Raw genomic sequence first — 21,857 nt, forward strand, 5'->3', positions numbered from 1 at the left:
TATAATTATTACAAACAAAAAGCACTACCATATGGCAGCGCTTTAATATTTAAGGTTTTAAAATCTTAATTTAATTTATAAGTACTAATTGGTTTTATATCGTTTTCGAGGTATTCGTATTGATATAAAGTGTTTCCTCCAATCATTAATAACGAATTTTGTAGAGGAATAACATCTTTAGATTGAATATCATCATAATCCTTTATCATGCTCAAATCCAAAGGATTTTCTTTATTAAACAATTTTAAACCCGCAGTGCCATCGCAAACAAAAAGGGTATTCCCTTTAATTCCTAAACCGTAAGGATTCTCTAAAGTGTAGCGCAACGCCAAGGTTGGGTTAGCTTTATCACTTACATCGATAACTTCTAGTACACTTTCTAATTGTCCGCAGAAATTACCGCCACGCAAGGTTAAATAAGCATAATCGCCATCGACAACCACTGGGTCGCAACCTTCCCAATGAATAAACTCTGAAACATATTCTGGAGATGCTGGATTGTTTAAACTATAAATAAACATACCGTTGGTACTTCCTAAATACAAATAATCGTCGGCCTCGAACATGGTTTCAATATTCCAGCCCGCATAATGTGTATTTTCTAAAACAGGATTAGATAAATTAGAAATATTAAAAATCGTCATTTCGTAAGAACCTACGGTATATAAATAGTTGTTTTTAATTTGAAAACGCGCTAACGAACCACCTGTTCCTGTTGTAGACTCAATTGCAGCCGCATCAAAAGCAAAATCAACCATCATATCATCCCGTTTTTTTCTTCGTTCCGCAGTAACGGTCCACCCCACAATAATATCGTCTTCGTAATTAAATTTACTATAATCGGCTTCATCGGCTTCAATAGGCATTTGGTAATCGTACACGCTAAACACGTCTTCCAATCTTTCAACAAGCTTCACTTCAGTATTTATATCCGAAATATCGAAAATCAATAAATCGGTTGCACTATCGGCATATAAAAAATCATCTTTTACCGAAATATCTTCATTTCCTGGAATTTTAATAAACTTTACAATTGCTGGTGTTTCTGGATTTGCATTATCGATAACATGAATCCCTTCAACATCTCCAATAAAAATTAAATCTTTATAGGCGTAAATTTTACCGACTTCCTGTATCGTTTGTGGTGCCGCTATTTCAACGGAATTTCTAAAATCGGCTTTGGTCATTAAAAGCGGCGTTGCTACTTGTATTATTTCGTAATCGTCGTTATTATCGCAAGAAAATGCAAGACAAACAGCAAGACATAAACAAAGAAGTTTTGTTTTCATAGTTATAGATGGTTTTATTTTAAAGATACGAAAAAGCAAAAAGGTTGCGTATTTAAACTACTTATTTTTAAACATTTAGTATTTATACGATAACGCATCATCTAAACCATCAATATGCAAAATAACTTCACCGCCATTATCACTTATTTGCAATGGTTTTAAATTGAAACTTACTTGCTTTGTAAAAACCGCAAGACAAGCTTCGTTATTTACAAACTGGATTTTTAAATAGCGTTGTTCTGGATACGATTCGGCTATGGCACCAGAATCTATTAAATTAAACACCCAAGTATCGCCGCTGCAACCTGAAGCTTGAAAGTTAATACTAAGGCAATCTCCAATAATTTTAGCATTGACCACAGTAAAATAGTCGGTTTGTAAATTATTATAATTGTTAGCATCAATTACAACTGTTTTATCACAATTATCAGAATCTTCAACAGTATCTACGCTCTCTTCGCAAGTCATATTGGTTAAACTCATTAAAATTACAACAACCCAAAGAGCAACTTTTATAAAATTTTTCATTTTCATTTCACTTTTAGCAATAGCAAAAGTTAACACATTAACTATTAAGACCTTTACTTTTTATTAGATATAAGAAACACTAAAAGGTTGCGCATTTGCTTACAATATTTTCCAAAAAACTTTAAAACAAATTTAAACTGCCAATTTGTCACCAAACCATAAATAAATTATATCTTTGCATGCTTGTTGAAATGAAATATTTCAAATAATTATGGAAAAGACAATAGACGAAAGTAAACAGGGCGAATCGCTAATTCTAGAACAAAAAGAAGGCAACAAACGCAAGCTTTTTATAGAGAGTTACGGTTGCGCCATGAATTTTAGCGACAGTGAGATTGTGGCTTCAATTCTATCGGAGCAAGGTTTTAACACCACGCAAACCATCGAGGAAGCCGATTTGGTTTTAGTAAACACCTGCTCTATTCGTGATAAAGCCGAACAAACCGTTCGTAAACGTTTAGAAAAATATAACACGATAAAAAACAACCATAACCCAAAAATGAAAGTGGGTGTTTTAGGTTGTATGGCCGAACGATTAAAAAGCAAATTTCTTGAAGAAGAAAAAATTGTTGATTTAGTTGTTGGCCCCGATGCTTATAAAGATTTACCAAACCTTTTAGCCGAAGTTGATGAAGGCAGAGACGCTATCAACGTCATTTTATCAAAAGAAGAAACTTATGGCGATATTTCGCCAGTGCGTTTAAATAGTAATGGTATAACCGCTTTTGTATCGATTACTCGTGGCTGCGACAACATGTGTACCTTTTGTGTTGTACCATTTACTCGTGGGCGCGAACGCAGCAGAGATCCGCAAAGTATTATTGAAGAAGTTAACGATTTATGGAGCAAAGGCTACAAAGAAGTTACTTTACTTGGCCAAAATGTAGATAGCTATTTATGGTATGGCGGCGGACTTAAAAAAGATTTCGATAAAGCCAGCGACATACAAAAAGCTACTGCGGTAGATTTTGCGAAACTGTTAGACATGTGTGCGGTGGCGCAACCTAAAATGCGTTTTCGTTTTTCAACCTCCAATCCGCAAGATTTTACTATCGATGTTATTGAAACCATGGCGAAGCATAAAAATATATGCAACTACATTCACCTACCAGTGCAAAGTGGAAGCGACCGTATTTTAAAAGCCATGAACCGTTTACATACTCGTGAAGAATATTTCGAAATTATTGATAACATTCGTCGTTTAATTCCAGATTGTGGTATTAGTCAAGATATGATTTCTGGTTTCCCAACCGAAACCGAAGAAGATCACCAAGATACCTTATCGCTTATGCGCTACGTAAAATATAGCTACGGCTACATGTTTGCGTACTCAGAACGTCCAGGAACTTTAGCTGAAAGAAAATTAGAAGACGATATTCCTGAAGCCATTAAAAAGCGCCGATTAGCAGAAATTGTTCAGCTTCAACGCGATTTAAGTGAAGAAGTAATGAAAAGCAACGTAGGCAAAGTGGTTGAAGTATTAATTGAAAAATCATCTAAAAAATCGGATGCTGAATGGTCTGGGCGAACCTCAGAAAATTTAGTTGCCGTTTTCCCTAAAGAAAACTATAAAGAAGGTGATTTTGTAAACGTAAAAATTAACAGCTGTACCAGTGCGACTTTAATTGGCGAAGCGGTTGGGTATTCTGAAAATAATTAATTAGGTAAATGGAATCTGTTCAAGCAATAAAACAACGTTTTGGTATTATTGGCAATACGCCTGCACTAAATCGTGCCATTGAAAAAGCCATACAGGTTGCCCCTACCGATATTTCGGTGTTGGTTACGGGCGAAAGTGGTGTTGGTAAAGAAAGTATTCCTAAAATAATACATCAGTTATCGCATCGTAAACACAACAAATATATTGCCGTTAACTGTGGCGCGATTCCAGAAGGCACCATAGATAGTGAACTTTTTGGTCACGAAAAAGGTGCTTTTACAGGCGCAACACAAACGCGTAGTGGTTATTTTGAAGAAGCCGATGGCGGTACAATTTTTTTAGATGAAGTTGGCGAATTACCGTTAACAACACAAGTACGTTTACTTCGTGTTTTAGAAAATGGTGAATTTTTAAAAGTAGGATCAAGTAAAGTACAAAAAACCAATGTGCGCATTGTAGCTGCTACAAACGTAAATATGTTTGAAGCGATACAAAAAGAAAAATTTCGTGAAGATTTATTTTACCGTTTAAGTACTGTCGACATTAATTTGCCGCCTTTACGCGAGCGTCAAGAAGACATTCATTTATTGTTTAGAAAATTTGCTAGCGATTTTGCTTTAAAATACAAAATGCCAACAGTAAAACTAAGCGACGGTGCAGTACAAATGCTTTTAAAATATCGCTGGAGCGGAAATATTCGTCAGTTACGAAACATTGCCGAACAACTTTCAGTTTTAGAACAAAATCGTACCGTACAAGCTGAAACTTTACGAAATTATTTACCAACTACAGGAAGTAATTTACCAGCGGTAATAAAAACCACAAAATCGGAAAGCGATTTTAGTAGCGAACGAGAAATACTTTACAAAGTGCTTTTCGATATGAAAAGCGACCTCAACGACCTTAAAAAACTTACCATGGAACTTATGAAAAATGGTAACACTAAAGATGTTGAGAAAAACAATGAAAGCTTAATTCAAAAAATATACGGTAACGATACCAATGATGATATCGATTTTGAAGAGCACAACGACACCGATGCATTTTTAAGTATTCCAGAAACTACCGCAACGCCTATTGTAGAAGAATCTATTAACGATAAATATCATTTTGCTGAAGAAATTGAAGAGGAAGAAACCTTATCGTTACAAGACAAAGAACTGGAATTAATAAAAAAATCGCTAGAACGTCACAACGGGAAACGTAAATTGGCAGCAGCCGAACTTGGCATTAGCGAACGCACATTATACAGAAAGATTAAACAATACGATTTATAATTTTGAGTTTAATTTACATGACACGCATTAAACATATCATTTTATTCAGCCTTTTAATGACAACATTAAATAGCTGCAAAATACAATACGGATTTACACAACCAAGCTCTATTGAAGCCGACACCTTTCAAGTAAACCGATTTGAAAATACCGCTTTACTTATAGAACCAGGTCTTGACCGTGATTTTAAATTAGCGCTCGAAAATTTAATTCAAGACCAAACCAACTATACCTTAGTAAACAATAACGCCGATTTAATTTTTGAAGGTGAAATTACCGATTATCGTATCTCACCAACAACCTCAACCTCATCGAATACCGCAGCACAAAACCGACTAACCATAAGCGTTAGAGTTCGTTTTTTTAATACCAATAACGAAGAAGACGATGTTGAGCAAACCTTTTCGTTTTTCTACGATTATGCTGGAAGTGCACAACTAGTTGGTTCTCAAAAATCGACAGCTCACGAAGAAATTTTAGATCGTTTAACACAAGATATCATTAATGCTACCCTGGCTAAATGGTAAACTTTTATTACAATTTTAAAATTTTTAAATAAATTTGGAATATCTAATGAATAAAACCGATTTTACATCCATGCTTCAAAATCCGGAAACTTTAACTTCCGAACAATCTGATGCCGTAAAGTCAATTATTTCGGAGTTTCCTTATTTTCAACCTGCGCGGGCCGTTTATTTAAAAGCCTTAAAAGATCAAAACAGCTTTAAATACAATCAAGAACTAAAAACTACGGCGGCTTATACCACCGACAGAAGTATTCTGTTTGATTATATAACTTCGGAAGAATTTATTCAAAATGAAATTTCAGAATTCATCAAACAAAACACCACGCATTTAAATGATATTGATGTTGAAGCTGAAGATATTTCGGTAAACCGAAGCACGTTAGTTGATGATAACTTACATAAACAAATAGAAGAAACCGATGGCGCTTTAGACCCTAATTTGTTTCAACCAAAAGAAATCAAAAAAGCTTCAGAAACACCTTCTGATAAAAAAAAAGCGATTGAATCAACTATATTAATTGATGATTCTAATGTAAAAAAATCGCCTGAAGCTGTTTTAAATTTAGGGAAACCATTTCAATTTAATAAAACTGAAAAACATTCGTTTAACGAGTGGTTAAAAATATCACATTTTAAGCCTATTGAACGCGAAGAAGTATCAGAGCAACCGATTCCTGTTGAAAGCTCTGAACCTGATGAAATCACCACAAACACCCCAGAAGACAGCCTAGAAAAACAAAAAAAGTTCGACTTAATAGATAAATTCATTCAACAAAATCCAAGAATAAGCCCTGTAAAAGATGCTGCTCCAAAAGGCAATTTAGCCAACGAGCAAATGATTCAACCCGAAGCATTAATGACCGAGACTTTAGCGCGAATTTATGTGGAACAAAAAAATTATAAAAAGGCCATTCAATCTTATAAAATTTTAAGTTTGAAATATCCAGAAAAAAGTGGTTTCTTTGCAGACCAAATTAAAGCAGTAGAACAATTAAGAGATCAAAATAAATAAAACATAATGAGTACGTTTACAATATTTTTAGCCTTAATAATAGTAGTAGCATTTTTACTTATAGTTGTAATTATGGTACAAAACCCTAAAGGTGGTGGCTTATCATCGTCGTTTGGTGGCGGTGGCACACAGCAATTAGGAGGCGTTAAAAAAACAACCGACTTTTTAGACAAAAGTACTTGGACATTAGCAACCATACTTTTAGCATTAATTTTATTATCGAATGTTGCAGTAAACAGAAGTTCTGGCAGTTTAGAATCGAAAGCTTTAGAAGCCGACGAAACTATCGAGCAACCACTTCCTACTCCTGCAGCACCAGCAGCAACCAACGACACAACAACAGGTTCTGAAGAATAAAATTTAAAAACTCACACTTAAAAATGCCAACTTTTCCAGTTGGCATTTTTTGTTTCTACCAGTTACGACAGGCTTTCTGAAAGTTTGTCAGTTACCCCGCAATGGCACATTTTTAGCTTAACCCTATACCGTAAACATTAATTTTAAAATTAAAAATATATCACAATGGCATTAAACATTAAACCATTAGCAGACCGTGTTCTTATTGAACCAGCTGCTGCTGAAACTAAAACAGCTTCAGGAATTATTATTCCAGATAACGCTAAAGAAAAACCACAAAAAGGTACTGTTGTTGCTGCTGGACCTGGCACAAAAGACGAGCCTATTACCGTAAAAGTTGGCGACACTGTTTTATATGGCAAATATGCTGGAACAGAGTTAAAACTTGAAGGTACCGACTACTTAATAATGCGCGAGAGCGATATACTTGCAATTGTTTAATTGCAAATTCCAAAAAATCAAAAACTAAATTCCAAAAAAATCAAAAAATTCAAATATACGTTCCGATTGGAATTTGATATTTTGAAAATTGAGATTTAAAATTTTAAATAAAATTTTTCATTATGGCAAAAGACATAAAATTTGATATAGAAGCACGCGATGGATTAAAACGCGGTGTTGATGCATTAGCAAATGCAGTGAAAGTAACTTTAGGCCCAAAAGGTCGTAACGTAATTATTTCTAAAAGCTTTGGTGCGCCTCACATTACTAAAGATGGTGTATCGGTTGCTAAAGAAGTAGAATTAGAAGACGCCCACGAAAACATGGGTGCACAAATGGTAAAAGAAGTAGCTAGTAAAACCAACGATTTAGCTGGTGATGGTACTACAACAGCTACTGTTTTAGCACAAGCTATTGTTAAAGAAGGTTTAAAAAACGTAGCTTCTGGTGCAAACCCAATGGATTTAAAGCGTGGTATTGATAAAGCTGTTGAAGCAATTACTAAAGACCTTGAAGCGCAAGCACAAGAAGTTGGTAATTCTTCAGAAAAAATAAAGCAAGTTGCAGCTATTTCTGCAAACAACGACGATACCATTGGTGAGTTAATCTCTCAAGCATTCTCTAAAGTTGGTAAAGAAGGTGTAATTACTGTTGAAGAAGCTAAAGGTTTAGATACTTATGTTGATGTTGTTGAAGGTATGCAATTCGACAGAGGTTATTTATCGCCTTACTTTGTAACGGATTCTGATAAAATGATTGCCGATTTAGAAAATCCGTACATTTTATTATTCGATAAAAAGATTTCAAACTTACAAGAAATCCTTCCAATTTTAGAGCCAGTAGCGCAATCTGGTCGTCCACTTTTAATAATCGCTGAAGATGTTGACGGACAAGCCTTAGCCACTTTAGTGGTTAACAAATTACGTGGTGGTTTAAAAATCGCTGCTGTAAAAGCGCCTGGTTTTGGCGACAGACGTAAAGCTATGCTTGAAGATATCGCTATTTTAACTGGTGGTACTGTAATTTCTGAAGAAAGAGGGTTTACTTTAGAAAATGCCGATCTTTCAATGTTAGGTACTGCTGAAACTGTAACTATCGATAAAGACAACACGACAATCGTTAACGGTTCTGGTGATGCTGAAGCTATTAAAGCACGCGTTAACCAAATTAAAGCTCAAATTGAAAGCACAACTAGCGATTACGACAAAGAAAAATTACAAGAGCGTTTAGCAAAATTAGCTGGCGGTGTTGCTGTACTTTATGTTGGTGCTGCTAGTGAAGTTGAAATGAAAGAGAAAAAAGACCGTGTTGATGACGCTTTACATGCTACTCGCGCTGCTGTAGAAGAAGGCATTGTTGCTGGTGGTGGTGTTGCCTTAGTTAGAGCGAAAGCGGTATTAGCAAACCTTGAAACCGTTAATTTAGACGAAACTACTGGTGTGCAAATTGTAAACAAAGCTATTGAAGCACCGTTACGTACTATCGTTGAAAATGCTGGTGGCGAAGGTTCTGTTGTTATCAATAAAGTACTTGAAGGTAAAAAAGACTTTGGTTACGACGCTAAATCTGAAGAATATGTGGATATGCTTAAAGCGGGTATTATCGATCCTAAAAAAGTAACGCGTATTGCTTTAGAAAACGCAGCTTCTGTAGCTGGTATGATTTTAACAACCGAGTGTGCTTTAATCGATATTAAAGAAGATGCTCCTGCTATGCCTCCAATGGGCGGTGGCGGTATGCCAGGTATGATGTAAGTCGAGAGCCTCGACGGGCAAATTATCTCACTCATTTTTGAGTAAAAACAATAACACTAAAAACGTCTCAATTTATTTTGAGACGTTTTTTATTTTTTTACTATGTTTTTATTTTTCAATTACTTAGATTTATTTCATAAAATAAAAACATCATCATTTGGAGCCAATTACAATAATTTCTTCTGCAATTTTAAGTCAATTACAAGCTTCTGCGGTTGTTGGTACAATCGTCTCAAGTTTTATTGGAAGTAGATCCGACGAACTTCTTTGCAAAGGCACAAAACATCTTTTTAACAAAATAAAAAATAATGTTGACGAACCGGCAAACCATGACATCCAAAAAGCAGTAAGGAAAGCCTATTTGTGTGCTACTCATGTTGCTACTGATGAAGTAAAAAATGATACTGATTTAAAAGAAATAAAATCCTATTTAAAAAAAGAGCTTTCAAAACTTAAAAAACCAAACATTCGTTTTCCAAAAACCGAGTTGGACAGTAAGTTTGAACAACTACTAAATCCAAAAGGTAATTCAGTTGATGAGCAATTACCAACAATTAAGCTATCATTAAAAGAAATGCTTCTTGAAGAGTTGAAATTGATGAAATTGCGAGTTCCTCTGGAGCTTAAAAACAAAATCATGGATGGATGGAATGAAGGAAACAAACACTACGATTGGTATGAATTAATGTGTGCTTTTGCTACTGAGGATTTTAAAAGCAACGAAAGAATTAGAGCAGTTATACAAACAGACTACTTATCAATTTTAACACAACAAAGTAATGATATAAATATAAAAATTGATGATGTAGTAAGCCATCTTGAAGCCATTGAAGCAGCTTACAAGCCAATTTTAGTGAAGGTTGAAACTATTATTTCAATTGTAGAAAACACTAACGAGAAAGTAAACCAAATAGACAAAAAAGTTGATGACTTGGTTGAAGCATTAAAACTAAAAACAGGCGGTAAAAAAAACATCCTGTTTAACACAAAAGGTTTAAAAGCCAGCACAAACTACAACAAAATAAAAACTAAACTTGAGGCACTATACCTCGATGAAGAAAACCTAAGAATTGAAATAGAGGATTATAAACTAGAAGTTAAAGAAGCAAACAGCAACAACCTAGAAAGAAAAAAACGCCTACTAAACAATGCGGAGCAAAACCATTTGGAGGTAAATACACAAAGAATTGATACCGAAAAGGAACTAGAGGTTTTTGTTAATGATGTTTTAAACCTCGCTAAACTATTAAATAGTGAAGAATTAATAAACAACAATGACCTAAGTACAATTAAAACATTATTTGAACAAGGTAAATATCAAGAAGTTAATGAACTCCTTAACGAGGATAAGTTATATAAAGAACTTGAAACTATAAACACAGAAAAGCATGAGCTCTCACAAAAGTTTTTGGTAAAAGCACAAACCACAGTTATAGAAAAAAAAGAAAACTGGTTTAATTTAGCATATAAATATTACCAAGAAGCTATCAATTTAGAAGAAACAGCAAATAATTTATTCGAATTTGCATACTTTTTAGATATTCACAGAAAAATCTCAAATGCCATTTTTTATTACAATAAATGTCTCTCACTAAGAAGAAAACTCGCCAAGGAGAACCCAAATGCCTTTTTGGCTGACGTGGCGATGACATTGAACAATCTGGCAAGTCTACGTCAGTTACGGTTTTAAAGTTAATGATTTTCGGTTTAGCACTGACGTTAGCAATTCCGAGTGGATTCGGACGTAGTCGAATCCGCCGTAATTGCGGTTATACATTGTTGTGCTTAGTTTTTTTATTTTGTTTCGTACCAATCTTTATAATCTAGATGTTTGTTAAATTCCTCATCATCCATTTTAAACAGAATCTTTGAATATTCTCTTGATTTTGAGATTCCTTTTTCGTTCAGAAAATCGGTAATCATAAAATAAACCGAAGGATGTTCAATATCATCCATTTTCAAAGTCGAATATCTTTTCCTTGATTTCGGATATTGTTTCCAAAATCGTTTGTAATCGCGATAAATTTCATCCGTAACTTTTGAGATAATCTGATTTAACAATTCTATTGGGATTTGATTGTCCGACAGTCCAACATAATACTCTTTGATTTTCGAGTAAAAGTCTTGTTTAGGTTTAATTTTATTTTCAGTTTTCCAGAATAGCATTTAAGTCAACTGTAATTCAATATTTTCGTGTTCTTTTATTATTTCAACTATTCGGTCATAGTATTTTAGTTCCGATTTGCTTTTTTCACTACGATGCCATTTTAAGATATATTTCTCATCAACATCGTCACTCCAAATCCGCCATACAAAACATCATTAAATGCGTTTAAATTCCGTCCAATTTTCCAATTCAGTCCGAAAGTCATTTTCGATTCTATCTCTCGATAAAATCCTTTCATATTTGAAAATTTATTTCCGTTTATCTCGATTATTCGCATTTTGGGTAAATTAAGCACAACTCCCGTATAACAGGCACTCTAAAAGTAAACAAATTAATACAAAACACATAAAAAAAAGGCTAACCAATTAAGGTTAACCTTTTGCTTTGTTTAATATATTTATTTAGTTATTAAATTTTAAATGTCATTACTGGTAGTACGGCGTGGTTAGCAATATCTTCGGAGATGCTGCCTTCTAAAAAGTGGGTTATTCCTTTTCTGCCATGAGTAGCAACAGCTATTAAATCGGCATTAATTTCGGCAGCTTGGTTTAAAATACCAGCTTCAACAGAATAGTTAGACACAAAACTTGTATCGGCCATTCGGTTGGTATGGCCTTCGGCTTCTATTAAAAACGTGGCTACTTTTTCGCGCATTTCTTTCGAGGTTATAAAGCGGCTTGGTGTATTCACATAAACCAAATTCACTTTGGCATGTAAGGCTTCAAACTGTGCCACAGCGCGTTTAAACACTTCAATAGAATCGGTAGCAAAATCGGTGGCAAACAACACATTTTTAAACCCTACGGTTTTTATTTCGTCTTTTAACACCAACACGGGTATTTTAGAGTGTCGCACCACCTTTTCGGTATTACTGCCTACAAAAATTTCAGTAATACCACTAGAACCATGCGAGCCCATTACAATTAAATCGGCGCTATGGTCTTCGGCCACATCGCTAACTTCGCTAAACACTTTAAAATGCTTTACAATTGGAGTTACTTTTATACCTTGTAAATACTCACGATTTAAAAAGGATTTAAACTTTTTCTCGGCCAGTTTTAAATAAAAAACAGCTTCTTCATTTTGTTGAAAACCGCCTTTGGTAAACACAGCTTCCGACAATTCCAACATGTGTAATGCCAAAACTTCACCTTGATGTTGTTTGGCTAATATGGCTGCGGCTTCAAGGGCATATTCAGAATATATTGAAAAATCTATAGGTACAATTATTTTTTTCATGACAAATAATTTAGATGGTTTATTTCTTTATTAAAGTACAAAATTTTAAGCACTTTTTCAAGTAAATTAACGTTTATATCGTCATGGAAAACAGTTGTTTTTCAGGCTTTTTTTGCTGTAATAATACATCGAAAGCCATACAAACATTACGAACAAATGGTTTTCCTTTTTTAGTGATTTTTAATCCATTATTCTCGATAACTACAAGCTCATCTTTTAACATTTCAGACAATTTATTTAAAGTATCATCTAAATTTTTAAAAGTTGAATCACTGTTATTCCATGCGGTTTTGTAATGACACATTAAATTCAAAATATGTTGCCTTATTACTAAATCTTCTTCATTTAAAATATGACCTCGAAACACAGGTATAATGTTGTTTTCAACTAAATGATAGTACGCCTCGATGCCTTTTACATTTTGAGAAAAACCATACCAACTATCGCTAATAGACGATACGCCTAAACCAATCATCATTTGCGTTTTTGATGCGGCATAACCCATAAAATTACGGTGTAGCTTCTGGTTGACCATGGCGGTGTACAACGCATCGGTTGGTAAGGCAAAATGGTCCATACCTATTTCGGCATAACCCGCATCGGCCAACAAGGCTTTACCAACTTCGTATTGCAAACGTTTTTCTTCGGGTTTTGGTAAGTTTGCTTCGCTAAAACCGCGCTGTCCATTGCCTTTTATCCATGGTGTATGTGCATAACTGTAAAAAGCAATGCTATCGGGCATTAATTGTCTTGTTTTAGCTATGGTTTCGCGAATATGGTCAACAGTTTGAAATGGTAAACCGAAAATAATATCGTGTCCTACACTGGTAAAACCAACGCTTCTTGCCATTTCGGTAGCGCGTTTAACATGCTCGAATGGTTGTATTCTATGTATAGCCTTTTGTACGGTATCGTTGTAATCTTGCACACCAAAACTAACACGCCTAAAGCCTAAACTGCACAAGGTTAACAGATGTTCTTTTGTTGTATTATTGGGATGACCTTCAAAACTAAACTCATAATTTTCGGCTAGAATAGCTTTTCTGGTTATCCCTTTTATCAATCGGTTTAAATTTAAAGGCGAGAAAAACGTTGGAGTACCACCGCCTAAATGCAATGCTTTAATTTTTGGTTTGTCGTTGAATAATTCACAATACAAATCCCATTCTTTTAAAACGGCGGTAATATATGGCGATTCTACCTCGTGACGTTTAGTAATGCGCTTATTACAGCCACAAAACGTGCATAAACTTTCGCAAAATGGTAAATGAATGTACAAACTAATGCCTTCGGAGGTATTGCTTTCGTTAAACGATTGCCGTAATGATTGTTTCCATTGTTTTAAACTGAAGGTATTATTGTCCCAAAAAGGCACCGTTGGATAACTGGTATACCGAGGCCCTGGTACATTGTACTTTTTTATTAAATTATGGCTCATACTAATTAATTTGAGTCAAAACTAAGGGCATAAAAAAGAAAAAACCATGACAAAAGTCATGGTTTGGTTATTTGCAGTTTATTATACTTTAAAAAATATTGGATTCCATAGTACGCTGATTAATAGAATTATTAAACACTTCAATCATACGTTTAGCAATACCTGTCCAACCAAAATTACGACGTGCAAAACGCGCACCTTCAACAGAAAGTTCGTTACGCATTTTTGGGTATAATAATGGCATTGCCATCATCGCACCAAACTCTACCGGACGATGTGGATCGGCAAATAAGGCTTGATTTCCAAAATCGATTAAGTCGTACAAACCACCATGAACCGTTACAACACTTGGCGTACCACAGGCCATAGCCTCGATAGCTACCATACCAAATGGCTCGTAACGTGATGGCATTGCAAAAATATTTGCCGAACGATATACGTTTGCTAAATCTTCGTCGGCCACATAACTTTTCCAGGTAATTTTATCTAAAATACCTAATTCGCCAGCGAGTTTCTTTAAACCTTCAACACCTTTGTCGTCTTGTTTAGAATTATCGCCTCCAATGGCAGCAACTAAGCGTGCTTCGGGACATAAATCGAAAACTGTTGGTAACGATTTTATTAATAAATCATAACCTTTATTATGAGCCATTCTACCTAAAGCTAAAATATCGGTTGGTTGAATATCGTATTTGGCTCGAATTTTGTCGTTTTCTTTACTTGGTACTGGAAAAAAGCGGTTCTCATCAATACCTGGAGGAATCATACCACAATTTCGTGGTAACACATCGTATTGTTGCGTTAATAAATCGACTTGTGGTAAGGTGGTTGCAATTACAAAATTACACATTTGGTATACAAAATACTCTTTACGAATACGCTCCTTGAAACGGTACTTCTCCTCCATTTCTTTTTCTTCCATATCGCTTCCCATTGTATGTTGTTTCCACCAACCTAATGAGTGCGGTGTATGCACGTGAGAAATACCAAGTTCTTCGGCAATTTTTTGTCCTGCCCAACCAGCATCCCAATAATGTGAATATACCACATCGTAACGCTTACGCTCCTTTTTTATAGCAGCTAAACAATTGGTTACAAACTTTTTTAGGTGGTCGTGCATGTCTTCTTTTCTAATAAACTTTTTACCACCAAAAGGGATACGCCAAACGCTGTAATTTTCGTCTACATGATCGTATTCTGGTTGGTCTTCAAATTGGCGCGTTACCAAATCTACTTTTTTTCCTAAACGGCTAAACCGCTCAGCGAGCTCTAAAACATAAACTACTTGACCTCCTGTATCAGGTTTTCCTAATTCGGCATTGGCTCCTACATATCCGTGTAAGGATATCATTAAAATTGATTTCATAGTTTTAAATTTTAGTTAATCTATTTATAATTTTTAAGTCGTGACAAGCAGAAATATATTGTGCTGCCGACCACGCTTGGTATGCTTTACCCATGGCTTTTCCTGTAATTCCATGCGCCCATTCTGTAAATTCCCATTCTTCGGTTAAACCTTCTTTGTTTATTAAAGCAAGCTTGTATAATTCTGAAATAGCAACATCTTTTAAACCTAATTTATTAATAAATTTCACCCAAAAACCACCTACAAAAGGCCAAATACCTCCGTTGTGATAATGGTTTGGTAGATTTAAAAGATTTACGGTATAATACGGTCTCCAATCTGGATCACCCGGTGTAACTACTGGATACACGTTAGATACTGGAAACGGATCGTTAACCCCAACTCCTAGCATAAATTTGAAGGTTTCATGGGCTTTTTCGGAATCTGTTGCGCCGTGTAAAAAGGCCAATACATTTCCAAAAACATCGCATCGCCAGCTAAAATCGAAAGGTGTGGTTTGAGCAATTAAGTATGAGGTATCACCTAGGGTAAATTGGCGTTCTGCAAAGGACACCGATTGAAATAATTTTTGCTGTGTAGATGGCCAGAAGTTCTGCAATATTTCTTTTTTAATCACCTGAGACCATCTAATGTATTCGCCAGCTTCTTCGTAATCGCCCAACATTTCAAGCATTCTACCAAAGCACACGTTGGCTCTGTACCATAAAATTTCGTCATACAATATGTTGTAGCTTCCTCCGAATAAATCGGTCCAATCGCCTGCTTCAGGAATTTCTAAAAGGGCATCGTTATTACTATCGTGCGCGCCCAACCAACGCATGGTTTCTTTTATATCTTTTATATATTTTCTAAGGAATTTTATATCCTTGGTAACATTAACATACTCGTAAAACGCGATTACTACCCAAATACCGCTATCGATTGAACAAATACCGCCAACACCAGAATAATCGGGTTGATTATCTTTTATACGCACATTTGAAGGAATTTGTCCGTTTCTTGAAATATGTTCGAATAAGGTTTCCAAAGTTTTACGCTGACAAGCATGAATTTCTTCATCGTGAATAAGTGGTAACGAGCCAATAACGGTAATTGCACCATCGCGTGCCCAAACGCTATAATAATTTTCGTCGGTTCCTTTAGACACGTTATCTTTTATAGAGCAAGCCGAAAATCCTAAAGGCGTGATATTCTTTTTTAATGCAATTACGGCTTTTTCGTAACCTTCGCGTATCAAAGCTAACTTTTCATCTTCATCTTCCTCAGCTATATGACTTAGCTCTTGTTGAATAATATAATCGTCAGTATGATCGATATTTTCAGATACTTTAGCATCCTTTGGCAATACACCATAATAAATTAAGCCTTCAATAATACCATCGCTATGAATATTTTCGGCATGATACATTTGCTTATACTTGGTATATTTATAAAGCTCTTCATGAGCATTAGCAACCACAATTCCTTTTACACCATCCATATCGAACATGGCCGAATCGTTGCCACTATCGCCTGCTACTAGAACATTTTCAGCGTTTATATCAACATTATTTAACAGCCATTGTAAAGCATTTCCTTTATTTGCCCATTTTGGAAGTACATCTAAAAATTGATTGCCCGAATACACAATGTTTACAAACATGTTGGCATCGGCGAAATCTTTCTCTATGCTCTCAATTAAATCGTCGGTAGCATCGTGAAAAAAGTAGCTTCGTTTATAAGCGTGTTGAAACTTTGTTGGTTGTTCGCTAATAGGATGCTTTATATTTTGAACAATTTTTTCGACAGCTTCTAAATCCCAACCATCATCTAAAACATCGTTAAAGGCTTTAACGGTACGCTGCTTTTTATAATCGTAAATTAAAGTCCCAACACCAGCAATTATATAATCTGGCTCGGGCAAAGTACCTTTTTCTATTAAACCTAAAACATCGTCGATTAAACGCCCCGTATTATAGGTTAGTAAAACGTTTTGGGGTTTGTAGGATTCCCATATTTTTTTGAAGTTACTTTTATGGGTATGAAAATCGATTAAAGTGTTATCAATATCGAAAGACAGAAGTTTAATGACGGCATGATTGCCATCTTCGGTTTTGTTCATGTTTTTTTGCTTTTTTTACAAATTTTGGTAAGATTTTCTCATAATTTAAGCCAAAATGGGCTAAAAAGCAAGAAAACACGAACTATTCTAATTTCAATTTTTAATGTAATAAATTGAAAGCGTTTAACTACGAAATCTAAAATTAAACTCTATTTTTATTAAATTTTCAATAATTTAAAAATTCAATTTAAACCGTTACAAACCTTTAATAAAATTCCCATAAGGATCTTTAAATTGAATGCCTTCGGTAAAGCGTTGTTTACTTAAAAGTTTAAATTCTACCAGCGCCCAAAGCACAAATTCTTTCACAAAAAAACTATCTTCTTGAGCTATGTTAGGTTGATATTTGGCAAGCAAATCGTTTAAAGGTGAAATGTTGCTCAGCAACATATTGTATTCTTTATCGCTTAAATCGTCTAATAACTCGAAGCCTTCCTTTAAATTAAAAAACCACGACACAATATCGTCGTATGGCGTTTCTTCGTTAGCCTTTTGAAGCTTCTCAATTTTAGGAAAATACTCTACAAACAAACTCTTTACAGCTTCACCAATTAAATTGTAAGCCACCACTGCAGCGCCTTCTTGTTCGCCTTCATAAACCAACTCAACTTTACCTGTAATGGCTGGAATAATACCCACAAAATCGGATAATCGCAGCGTGGTTTGAGCATCGCCATTAACTAAAGCTCTACGCTCTGCGGTACTTAACAAATTTTCTAAAGCCGTAATGCTTAAACGTGCACTAACCCCACTTTTTGCATCAATATATTCGCTTTCGCGCGCCTCGAAAACAATTTGTTCCAATAAATCTCGTGCTAAATCGGGAACTGTAACCGTAGATTTTTGAGACTCGACCACCTTAGCTTCTTGCTCGGTAATTTTTCTTGCCGTTTCAATATCAATAGGATAATGCGTTAAAATTTGCGAACCAATACGATCTTTTAAAGGCGTTACGATACTACCTCTATTCGTATAATCTTCGGGGTTTGCGGTAAACACAAACTGAATATCTAAAGGTAATCGTAGTTTAAAACCTCGAATTTGTATGTCGCCTTCTTGTAAAATATTGAATAAGGCCACTTGAATTCTAGCTTGTAAATCGGGTAGCTCATTAATTACAAAAATGCAACGATTGGCTCTTGGAATCATCCCATAATGAATCACTCTATCGTCGGCATAACTTAGTTTTAAATTAGCTGCTTTTATAGGATCTACATCTCCAATAATATCGGCTACGGTAACATCGGGTGTGGCTAATTTTTCGGCAAAACGTTCGCTTCGGTGTAACCAAGTAATTGGTGTATTATCGCCTTTTTCTTTTATAAGCTCGGTTGCAAAACGCGATAAGGGTTGTAAAGGATCATCATTGATTTCGGAACCTTCAACCACTGGAATATATTCATCTAACAAGTTCAACATTAATCGCGCAAGACGCGTTTTTGCTTGTCCGCGTAACCCCAATAAGTTGATATTGTGCCTTGATAAAATGGCGCGTTCTAATTCTGGAATTACCGTATTTTCGTAACCGTGAACTCCTGTAAATGTGGTTTCTTTATTTTTTATTTTTTCGATTAAATTATCTCGAAGTTCATCTTTTATAGATTTCGATTGGTATCCTGAAGCTTTTAATTCGGCTAATGTTGTTATGTCGTTAACTTTCATTATGTGTTTTTAATTTTAAGAAACATCTCGACTGCGCTAGATGTAACAATACATTTTTCTTTTTCAATGCATAAAGCATTTATTACCCTCTAATTCTTTTTTTTCTGTTGGTTTCGTAATCTTCAAAAATCATTTCACCTAAACCTTTTAAGCCTGTATAAAATGCTTTACCTTGGTTGGCATAGGTAAATTCACGCACAAACTGCATTAAATAGCTATCTTTTGCTATCATGAATGTGGTTATAGGAATGTGTAATTTTCTGGCTTGTTGTGCCATCATATAACACTTATTGGTGATGGTTGGGTTTAACCCGATGCTATCTTTAAAATATTCTCCGTTTTTAAGGCGCAAACAACTGGGTTTACCATCGGTTATCATAAAAATTTGCTTGTTGGTGTTACGTTTTCTTCTAAGCAAATCCATGGCTAACTCTAAACCTGCTACTGTATTGGTGTGATACGGGCCAACATTTAAATAAGGTAAATCTTTGATTTCTATTTGCCAAGCATCATTACCAAACACTAAAATATCTAAAGTATCTTTTGGGTAGCGCGTGGTAATTAATTCGGCAAGTGCCATCCCTACTTTTTTGGCCGGTGTAATTCGATCTTCGCCATACAATATCATACTGTGGCTAATATCTATCATGAGCACGGTACTCATTTGTGATTTATGAAGTGTTTCTTCGACAACCAAATCGTCTTCCGAAAGTGTAAAATCACCAATACCATGGTTTATTTGCGCATTTTTTAAACTCTCGGTCATCGACACTCTATCTAAAGCATCTCCAAACTGATAATTTTTAAAATCGCCAGTATGTTCATCGCCAACACCTGGACTTTTACTTTTATGATTGCCTTGTCCGCTGCGCTTTATTTTACCAAAAATTTGATCGAGGGCTTGTTGCCTAATAGCGCGTTCGGTTTTTGCAGTAATGCCCATACCGCCTTTGCCATCGGGTTTTATCTCTTCGCGGATGTAACCTTTCTTTTTTAAATCTTCAATAAAATCGTCGATTGTATATTCGGCAGTAGTCAGTTTGTATTCTCTATCGAGTTCGCGTAACCAATCTATGGCTTCATCAAAATCACCAGAAGTATGCGTAATAAGTTCTTTAAAAATATCAAAAAGCTTATCGAAAGGCGACTGATCGGGAGCTTCGTATTTTTTAAACACAAACCCTTTTCTGTTAGCTTTATTTTTTGTCATAGCTGTATAAAATTAGTGAATTTTAAAACAACTTGCTAATACTAACAATTACTAAAATTTATGGGCTCATTAAAAATCTTTACAAACCGAAACGTTTAATCTTCTAAAGCCTTAATTGAATTATTATTTAAGTTGATTGAAAAGTTTACTGAAGGCTGCCCAGACATGGTTTTTAAAAATAGAGTACCGAATAATTTTAAGTCGGCATCGTTACCTTTTTGAAGTGCTTCGGATAGCATTTTATATTGATTTAAACGCGCTGCTCCTATTTGTTTATACACTAAACCATCGGAAAGTTTTAAACGATAAAAATCGACGAGCATATCGTTGATCGTCCACGAATCTAAGTCTTCTAATATTTGAAGATTAATAGCGTTTGAAGCATCTTGAACCGATAGTAGCAAAGCCTTACCCGTTTTGTTAAGCAATTTCTCTTTTAACGGTTCTGGCCAATCGTTAGGTAAAAAACGTAAGCGCACCAATTCTTTTAAATGCCAATCGGTTAAATGCAAGTACGATTGCGCTTGTAGCACTTCTTTATTCCAAATTTTAGAGGCTTGAGATGCCTTTAAATAAGCATGCTCTTTTTCGTAAAGCGGAAAAAGTTCGTTATAATTTAAAACCGAATCTAATACAACGGTTTCTACCTTAACATGCGTATCATCGTTAAAAGTGAGTACTTTATACGCTGGCATGTAGCCTGCTAACGAAGGTGTTTGAATGTTAAACAATGTTTGTCCGTTTTTAGCTTTATGCACACCAGTATCGTTGGCATGCATGTGGCCACCAAAGTGTAACTGCAAGCCCAAACTCGCAAAGGTTTCGGCTACTTCTAGATTTGGCACACGTACCAATTGCATTTTATTGTCTCCAAATAGTTGTTTAAGTTCGTTGGTTGCGCCATCGTTAAATTCAACCATTGGGTAATGACTGAAAGCCACTAACTTTTTATTATGTTTTTTAGCTTCTAAAACCACTTGTTTCACCCAAGAAACAAGATGCTTTTTATGTTGTATTACGCCATTATAACCGTTACCACTAGCACCACCAAATTCAGTGCTTGTTTCATTTTTCGGAAGATACACATTACCATCTATGGCTAACAACCATAAGCCCTCAACGGGCTCAACCACATAACTTACATCTGGAATTTTTAAGGTTGATTTCTGAACGTTGTAGGTTCTTTTATCGAGTTCGGATTGAGATTTAGCGAGATCAAAATTATATGTATCAAAATTATATGTAGAAAAGGGTGTTTGCCAAAACAAGTTAGATGCCTTCGGAAAAAAACCAAATCCTGATAAGGTTTCGGCAATATCTTGATAACCCCAAAATTGAACATCGGGTGTTATTATTGGCGGATTTTTATACGATCCTTGTCGCATTAAACTAGAATCGCTAACAATAATTTGCTCGCTGCCATCTTCGGCTAGAAAATCATGCTTCCCACCAGGTCTTGGAAATGGCCTTACCGGATCGTGATTGCCCGTGGTAATAAAAAATTGAATATCGTATTGCTTCTCAAAAGTTTCTAAAATACTTTTCAAAGCTTTTACGTTTGCTGGCTGACCATCATCTGTGAAATCGCCAGGTAAAGCCACTATTTTAATGCCCCGTTTCGCGACTTCTTGCAATGCCGATTGAAATGCAAAATAATTCTCGTTAAATAAACGCGTAGAATGCAATTGAGAATCCATAGAACGGATTACATTGTATTTTCCCGTTACAGGATTCTCAATGCCTTTATAATTGGTATTCGAAAAATTTGCGTAAATGTCATGCAAATGCACATCCGATAGAAAAGCTAGTTGCACGGGTTTTTTGGCAGG

At 35.2% G+C, this 21,857-nt stretch carries 19 protein-coding genes; 8 read left to right on the plus strand and 11 right to left on the minus strand.

What is annotated here, in order from left to right; genetic code table 11:
* Positions 1-65 precede the first annotated feature (65 nt).
* A complete protein-coding gene (locus tag PK35_RS11350) occupies positions 66-1,289 on the minus strand; it encodes an LVIVD repeat-containing protein (RefSeq protein WP_044626840.1) in 1,224 nt (407 codons plus the stop codon).
* A 75-nt stretch (positions 1,290-1,364) separates the two neighbouring features.
* On the minus strand, positions 1,365-1,817 hold the full coding sequence (locus PK35_RS11355; RefSeq protein WP_044626841.1) for a hypothetical protein: 453 nt from the start codon (positions 1,815-1,817) through the stop codon (positions 1,365-1,367).
* A gap of 211 nt (positions 1,818-2,028) precedes the next feature.
* Here PK35_RS11355 and miaB point away from each other — a divergent pair, with 211 nt between their 5' ends.
* The 8 genes from miaB to PK35_RS11395 all read left to right on the plus strand — a co-directional run bounded on the left by miaB (position 2,029) and on the right by PK35_RS11395 (position 10,535).
* Positions 2,029-3,477 (plus strand): tRNA (N6-isopentenyl adenosine(37)-C2)-methylthiotransferase MiaB, encoded by a 1,449-nt coding sequence (gene miaB / locus PK35_RS11360; protein WP_044626842.1) that lies wholly within the window; start codon positions 2,029-2,031, stop codon positions 3,475-3,477.
* 8 nt (positions 3,478-3,485) lie between these two features.
* On the plus strand, positions 3,486-4,754 hold the full coding sequence (locus PK35_RS11365; RefSeq protein WP_044626843.1) for a sigma-54 interaction domain-containing protein: 1,269 nt from the start codon (positions 3,486-3,488) through the stop codon (positions 4,752-4,754).
* A gap of 17 nt (positions 4,755-4,771) precedes the next feature.
* The gene (gene lptE / locus PK35_RS11370; RefSeq protein ID WP_044626844.1) at positions 4,772-5,281 is read left to right on the plus strand and encodes an LPS assembly lipoprotein LptE; all 510 of its coding nucleotides are present in this window, start codon (positions 4,772-4,774) and stop codon (positions 5,279-5,281) included.
* Between the two features lie 46 nt (positions 5,282-5,327).
* Positions 5,328-6,293, plus strand: a complete 966-nt coding sequence (locus PK35_RS11375) for a hypothetical protein (protein ID WP_044626845.1) — start codon at positions 5,328-5,330, stop codon at positions 6,291-6,293.
* A gap of 6 nt (positions 6,294-6,299) precedes the next feature.
* Positions 6,300-6,650, plus strand: coding sequence for a preprotein translocase subunit SecG (gene secG / locus PK35_RS11380; protein WP_044626846.1), 351 nt, complete (start codon positions 6,300-6,302; stop codon positions 6,648-6,650).
* A gap of 165 nt (positions 6,651-6,815) precedes the next feature.
* Positions 6,816-7,091, plus strand: coding sequence for a co-chaperone GroES (locus PK35_RS11385; protein ID WP_044626847.1), 276 nt, complete (start codon positions 6,816-6,818; stop codon positions 7,089-7,091).
* 122 nt (positions 7,092-7,213) lie between these two features.
* Positions 7,214-8,845 (plus strand): chaperonin GroEL, encoded by a 1,632-nt coding sequence (groL, locus tag PK35_RS11390; protein ID WP_044626848.1) that lies wholly within the window; start codon positions 7,214-7,216, stop codon positions 8,843-8,845.
* Positions 8,846-9,002: 157 nt separating this feature from the next.
* Positions 9,003-10,535, plus strand: coding sequence for a hypothetical protein (locus PK35_RS11395; protein WP_044626849.1), 1,533 nt, complete (start codon positions 9,003-9,005; stop codon positions 10,533-10,535).
* Positions 10,536-10,639: 104 nt separating this feature from the next.
* On the opposite strand, the gene PK35_RS17615 is transcribed toward PK35_RS11395, so the two are convergent.
* The 9 genes from PK35_RS17615 to PK35_RS11440 form a co-directional block, all read right to left on the minus strand.
* On the minus strand, positions 10,640-10,801 hold the full coding sequence (locus PK35_RS17615) for a hypothetical protein (protein WP_157841064.1): 162 nt from the start codon (positions 10,799-10,801) through the stop codon (positions 10,640-10,642).
* A 311-nt stretch (positions 10,802-11,112) separates the two neighbouring features.
* On the minus strand, positions 11,113-11,289 hold the full coding sequence (locus PK35_RS17760; RefSeq protein WP_202903831.1) for a barstar family protein: 177 nt from the start codon (positions 11,287-11,289) through the stop codon (positions 11,113-11,115).
* Between the two features lie 131 nt (positions 11,290-11,420).
* Positions 11,421-12,251 carry a universal stress protein gene (locus PK35_RS11410; protein ID WP_044626689.1) on the minus strand — a complete coding sequence of 277 codons (831 nt, stop codon included), beginning with the start codon at positions 12,249-12,251 and terminating at the stop codon, positions 11,421-11,423.
* A gap of 73 nt (positions 12,252-12,324) precedes the next feature.
* Positions 12,325-13,689 (minus strand): oxygen-independent coproporphyrinogen III oxidase, encoded by a 1,365-nt coding sequence (gene hemN, locus PK35_RS11415; protein ID WP_044626690.1) that lies wholly within the window; start codon positions 13,687-13,689, stop codon positions 12,325-12,327.
* 88 nt (positions 13,690-13,777) lie between these two features.
* Positions 13,778-15,055 (minus strand): glycosyltransferase, encoded by a 1,278-nt coding sequence (locus PK35_RS11420; protein ID WP_044626691.1) that lies wholly within the window; start codon positions 15,053-15,055, stop codon positions 13,778-13,780.
* Between the two features lie 4 nt (positions 15,056-15,059).
* The gene (locus PK35_RS11425) at positions 15,060-17,156 is read right to left on the minus strand and encodes an HAD-IIB family hydrolase (protein ID WP_044626692.1); all 2,097 of its coding nucleotides are present in this window, start codon (positions 17,154-17,156) and stop codon (positions 15,060-15,062) included.
* A 195-nt stretch (positions 17,157-17,351) separates the two neighbouring features.
* Complete coding sequence (locus PK35_RS11430) at positions 17,352-18,818, minus strand: MoxR family ATPase (protein WP_044626693.1); 1,467 nt, start codon at positions 18,816-18,818, stop codon at positions 17,352-17,354.
* Positions 18,819-18,900: 82 nt separating this feature from the next.
* Positions 18,901-20,028, minus strand: a complete 1,128-nt coding sequence (locus tag PK35_RS11435) for a vWA domain-containing protein (RefSeq protein ID WP_044626694.1) — start codon at positions 20,026-20,028, stop codon at positions 18,901-18,903.
* A gap of 95 nt (positions 20,029-20,123) precedes the next feature.
* The gene (locus PK35_RS11440) at positions 20,124-21,842 is read right to left on the minus strand and encodes a metallophosphoesterase family protein (protein WP_238320908.1); all 1,719 of its coding nucleotides are present in this window, start codon (positions 21,840-21,842) and stop codon (positions 20,124-20,126) included.
* Positions 21,843-21,857 lie beyond the last annotated feature (15 nt).

This window comes from Neotamlana nanhaiensis (assembly GCF_000943555.1).
Lineage (GTDB): Bacteria > Bacteroidota > Bacteroidia > Flavobacteriales > Flavobacteriaceae > Neotamlana > Neotamlana nanhaiensis.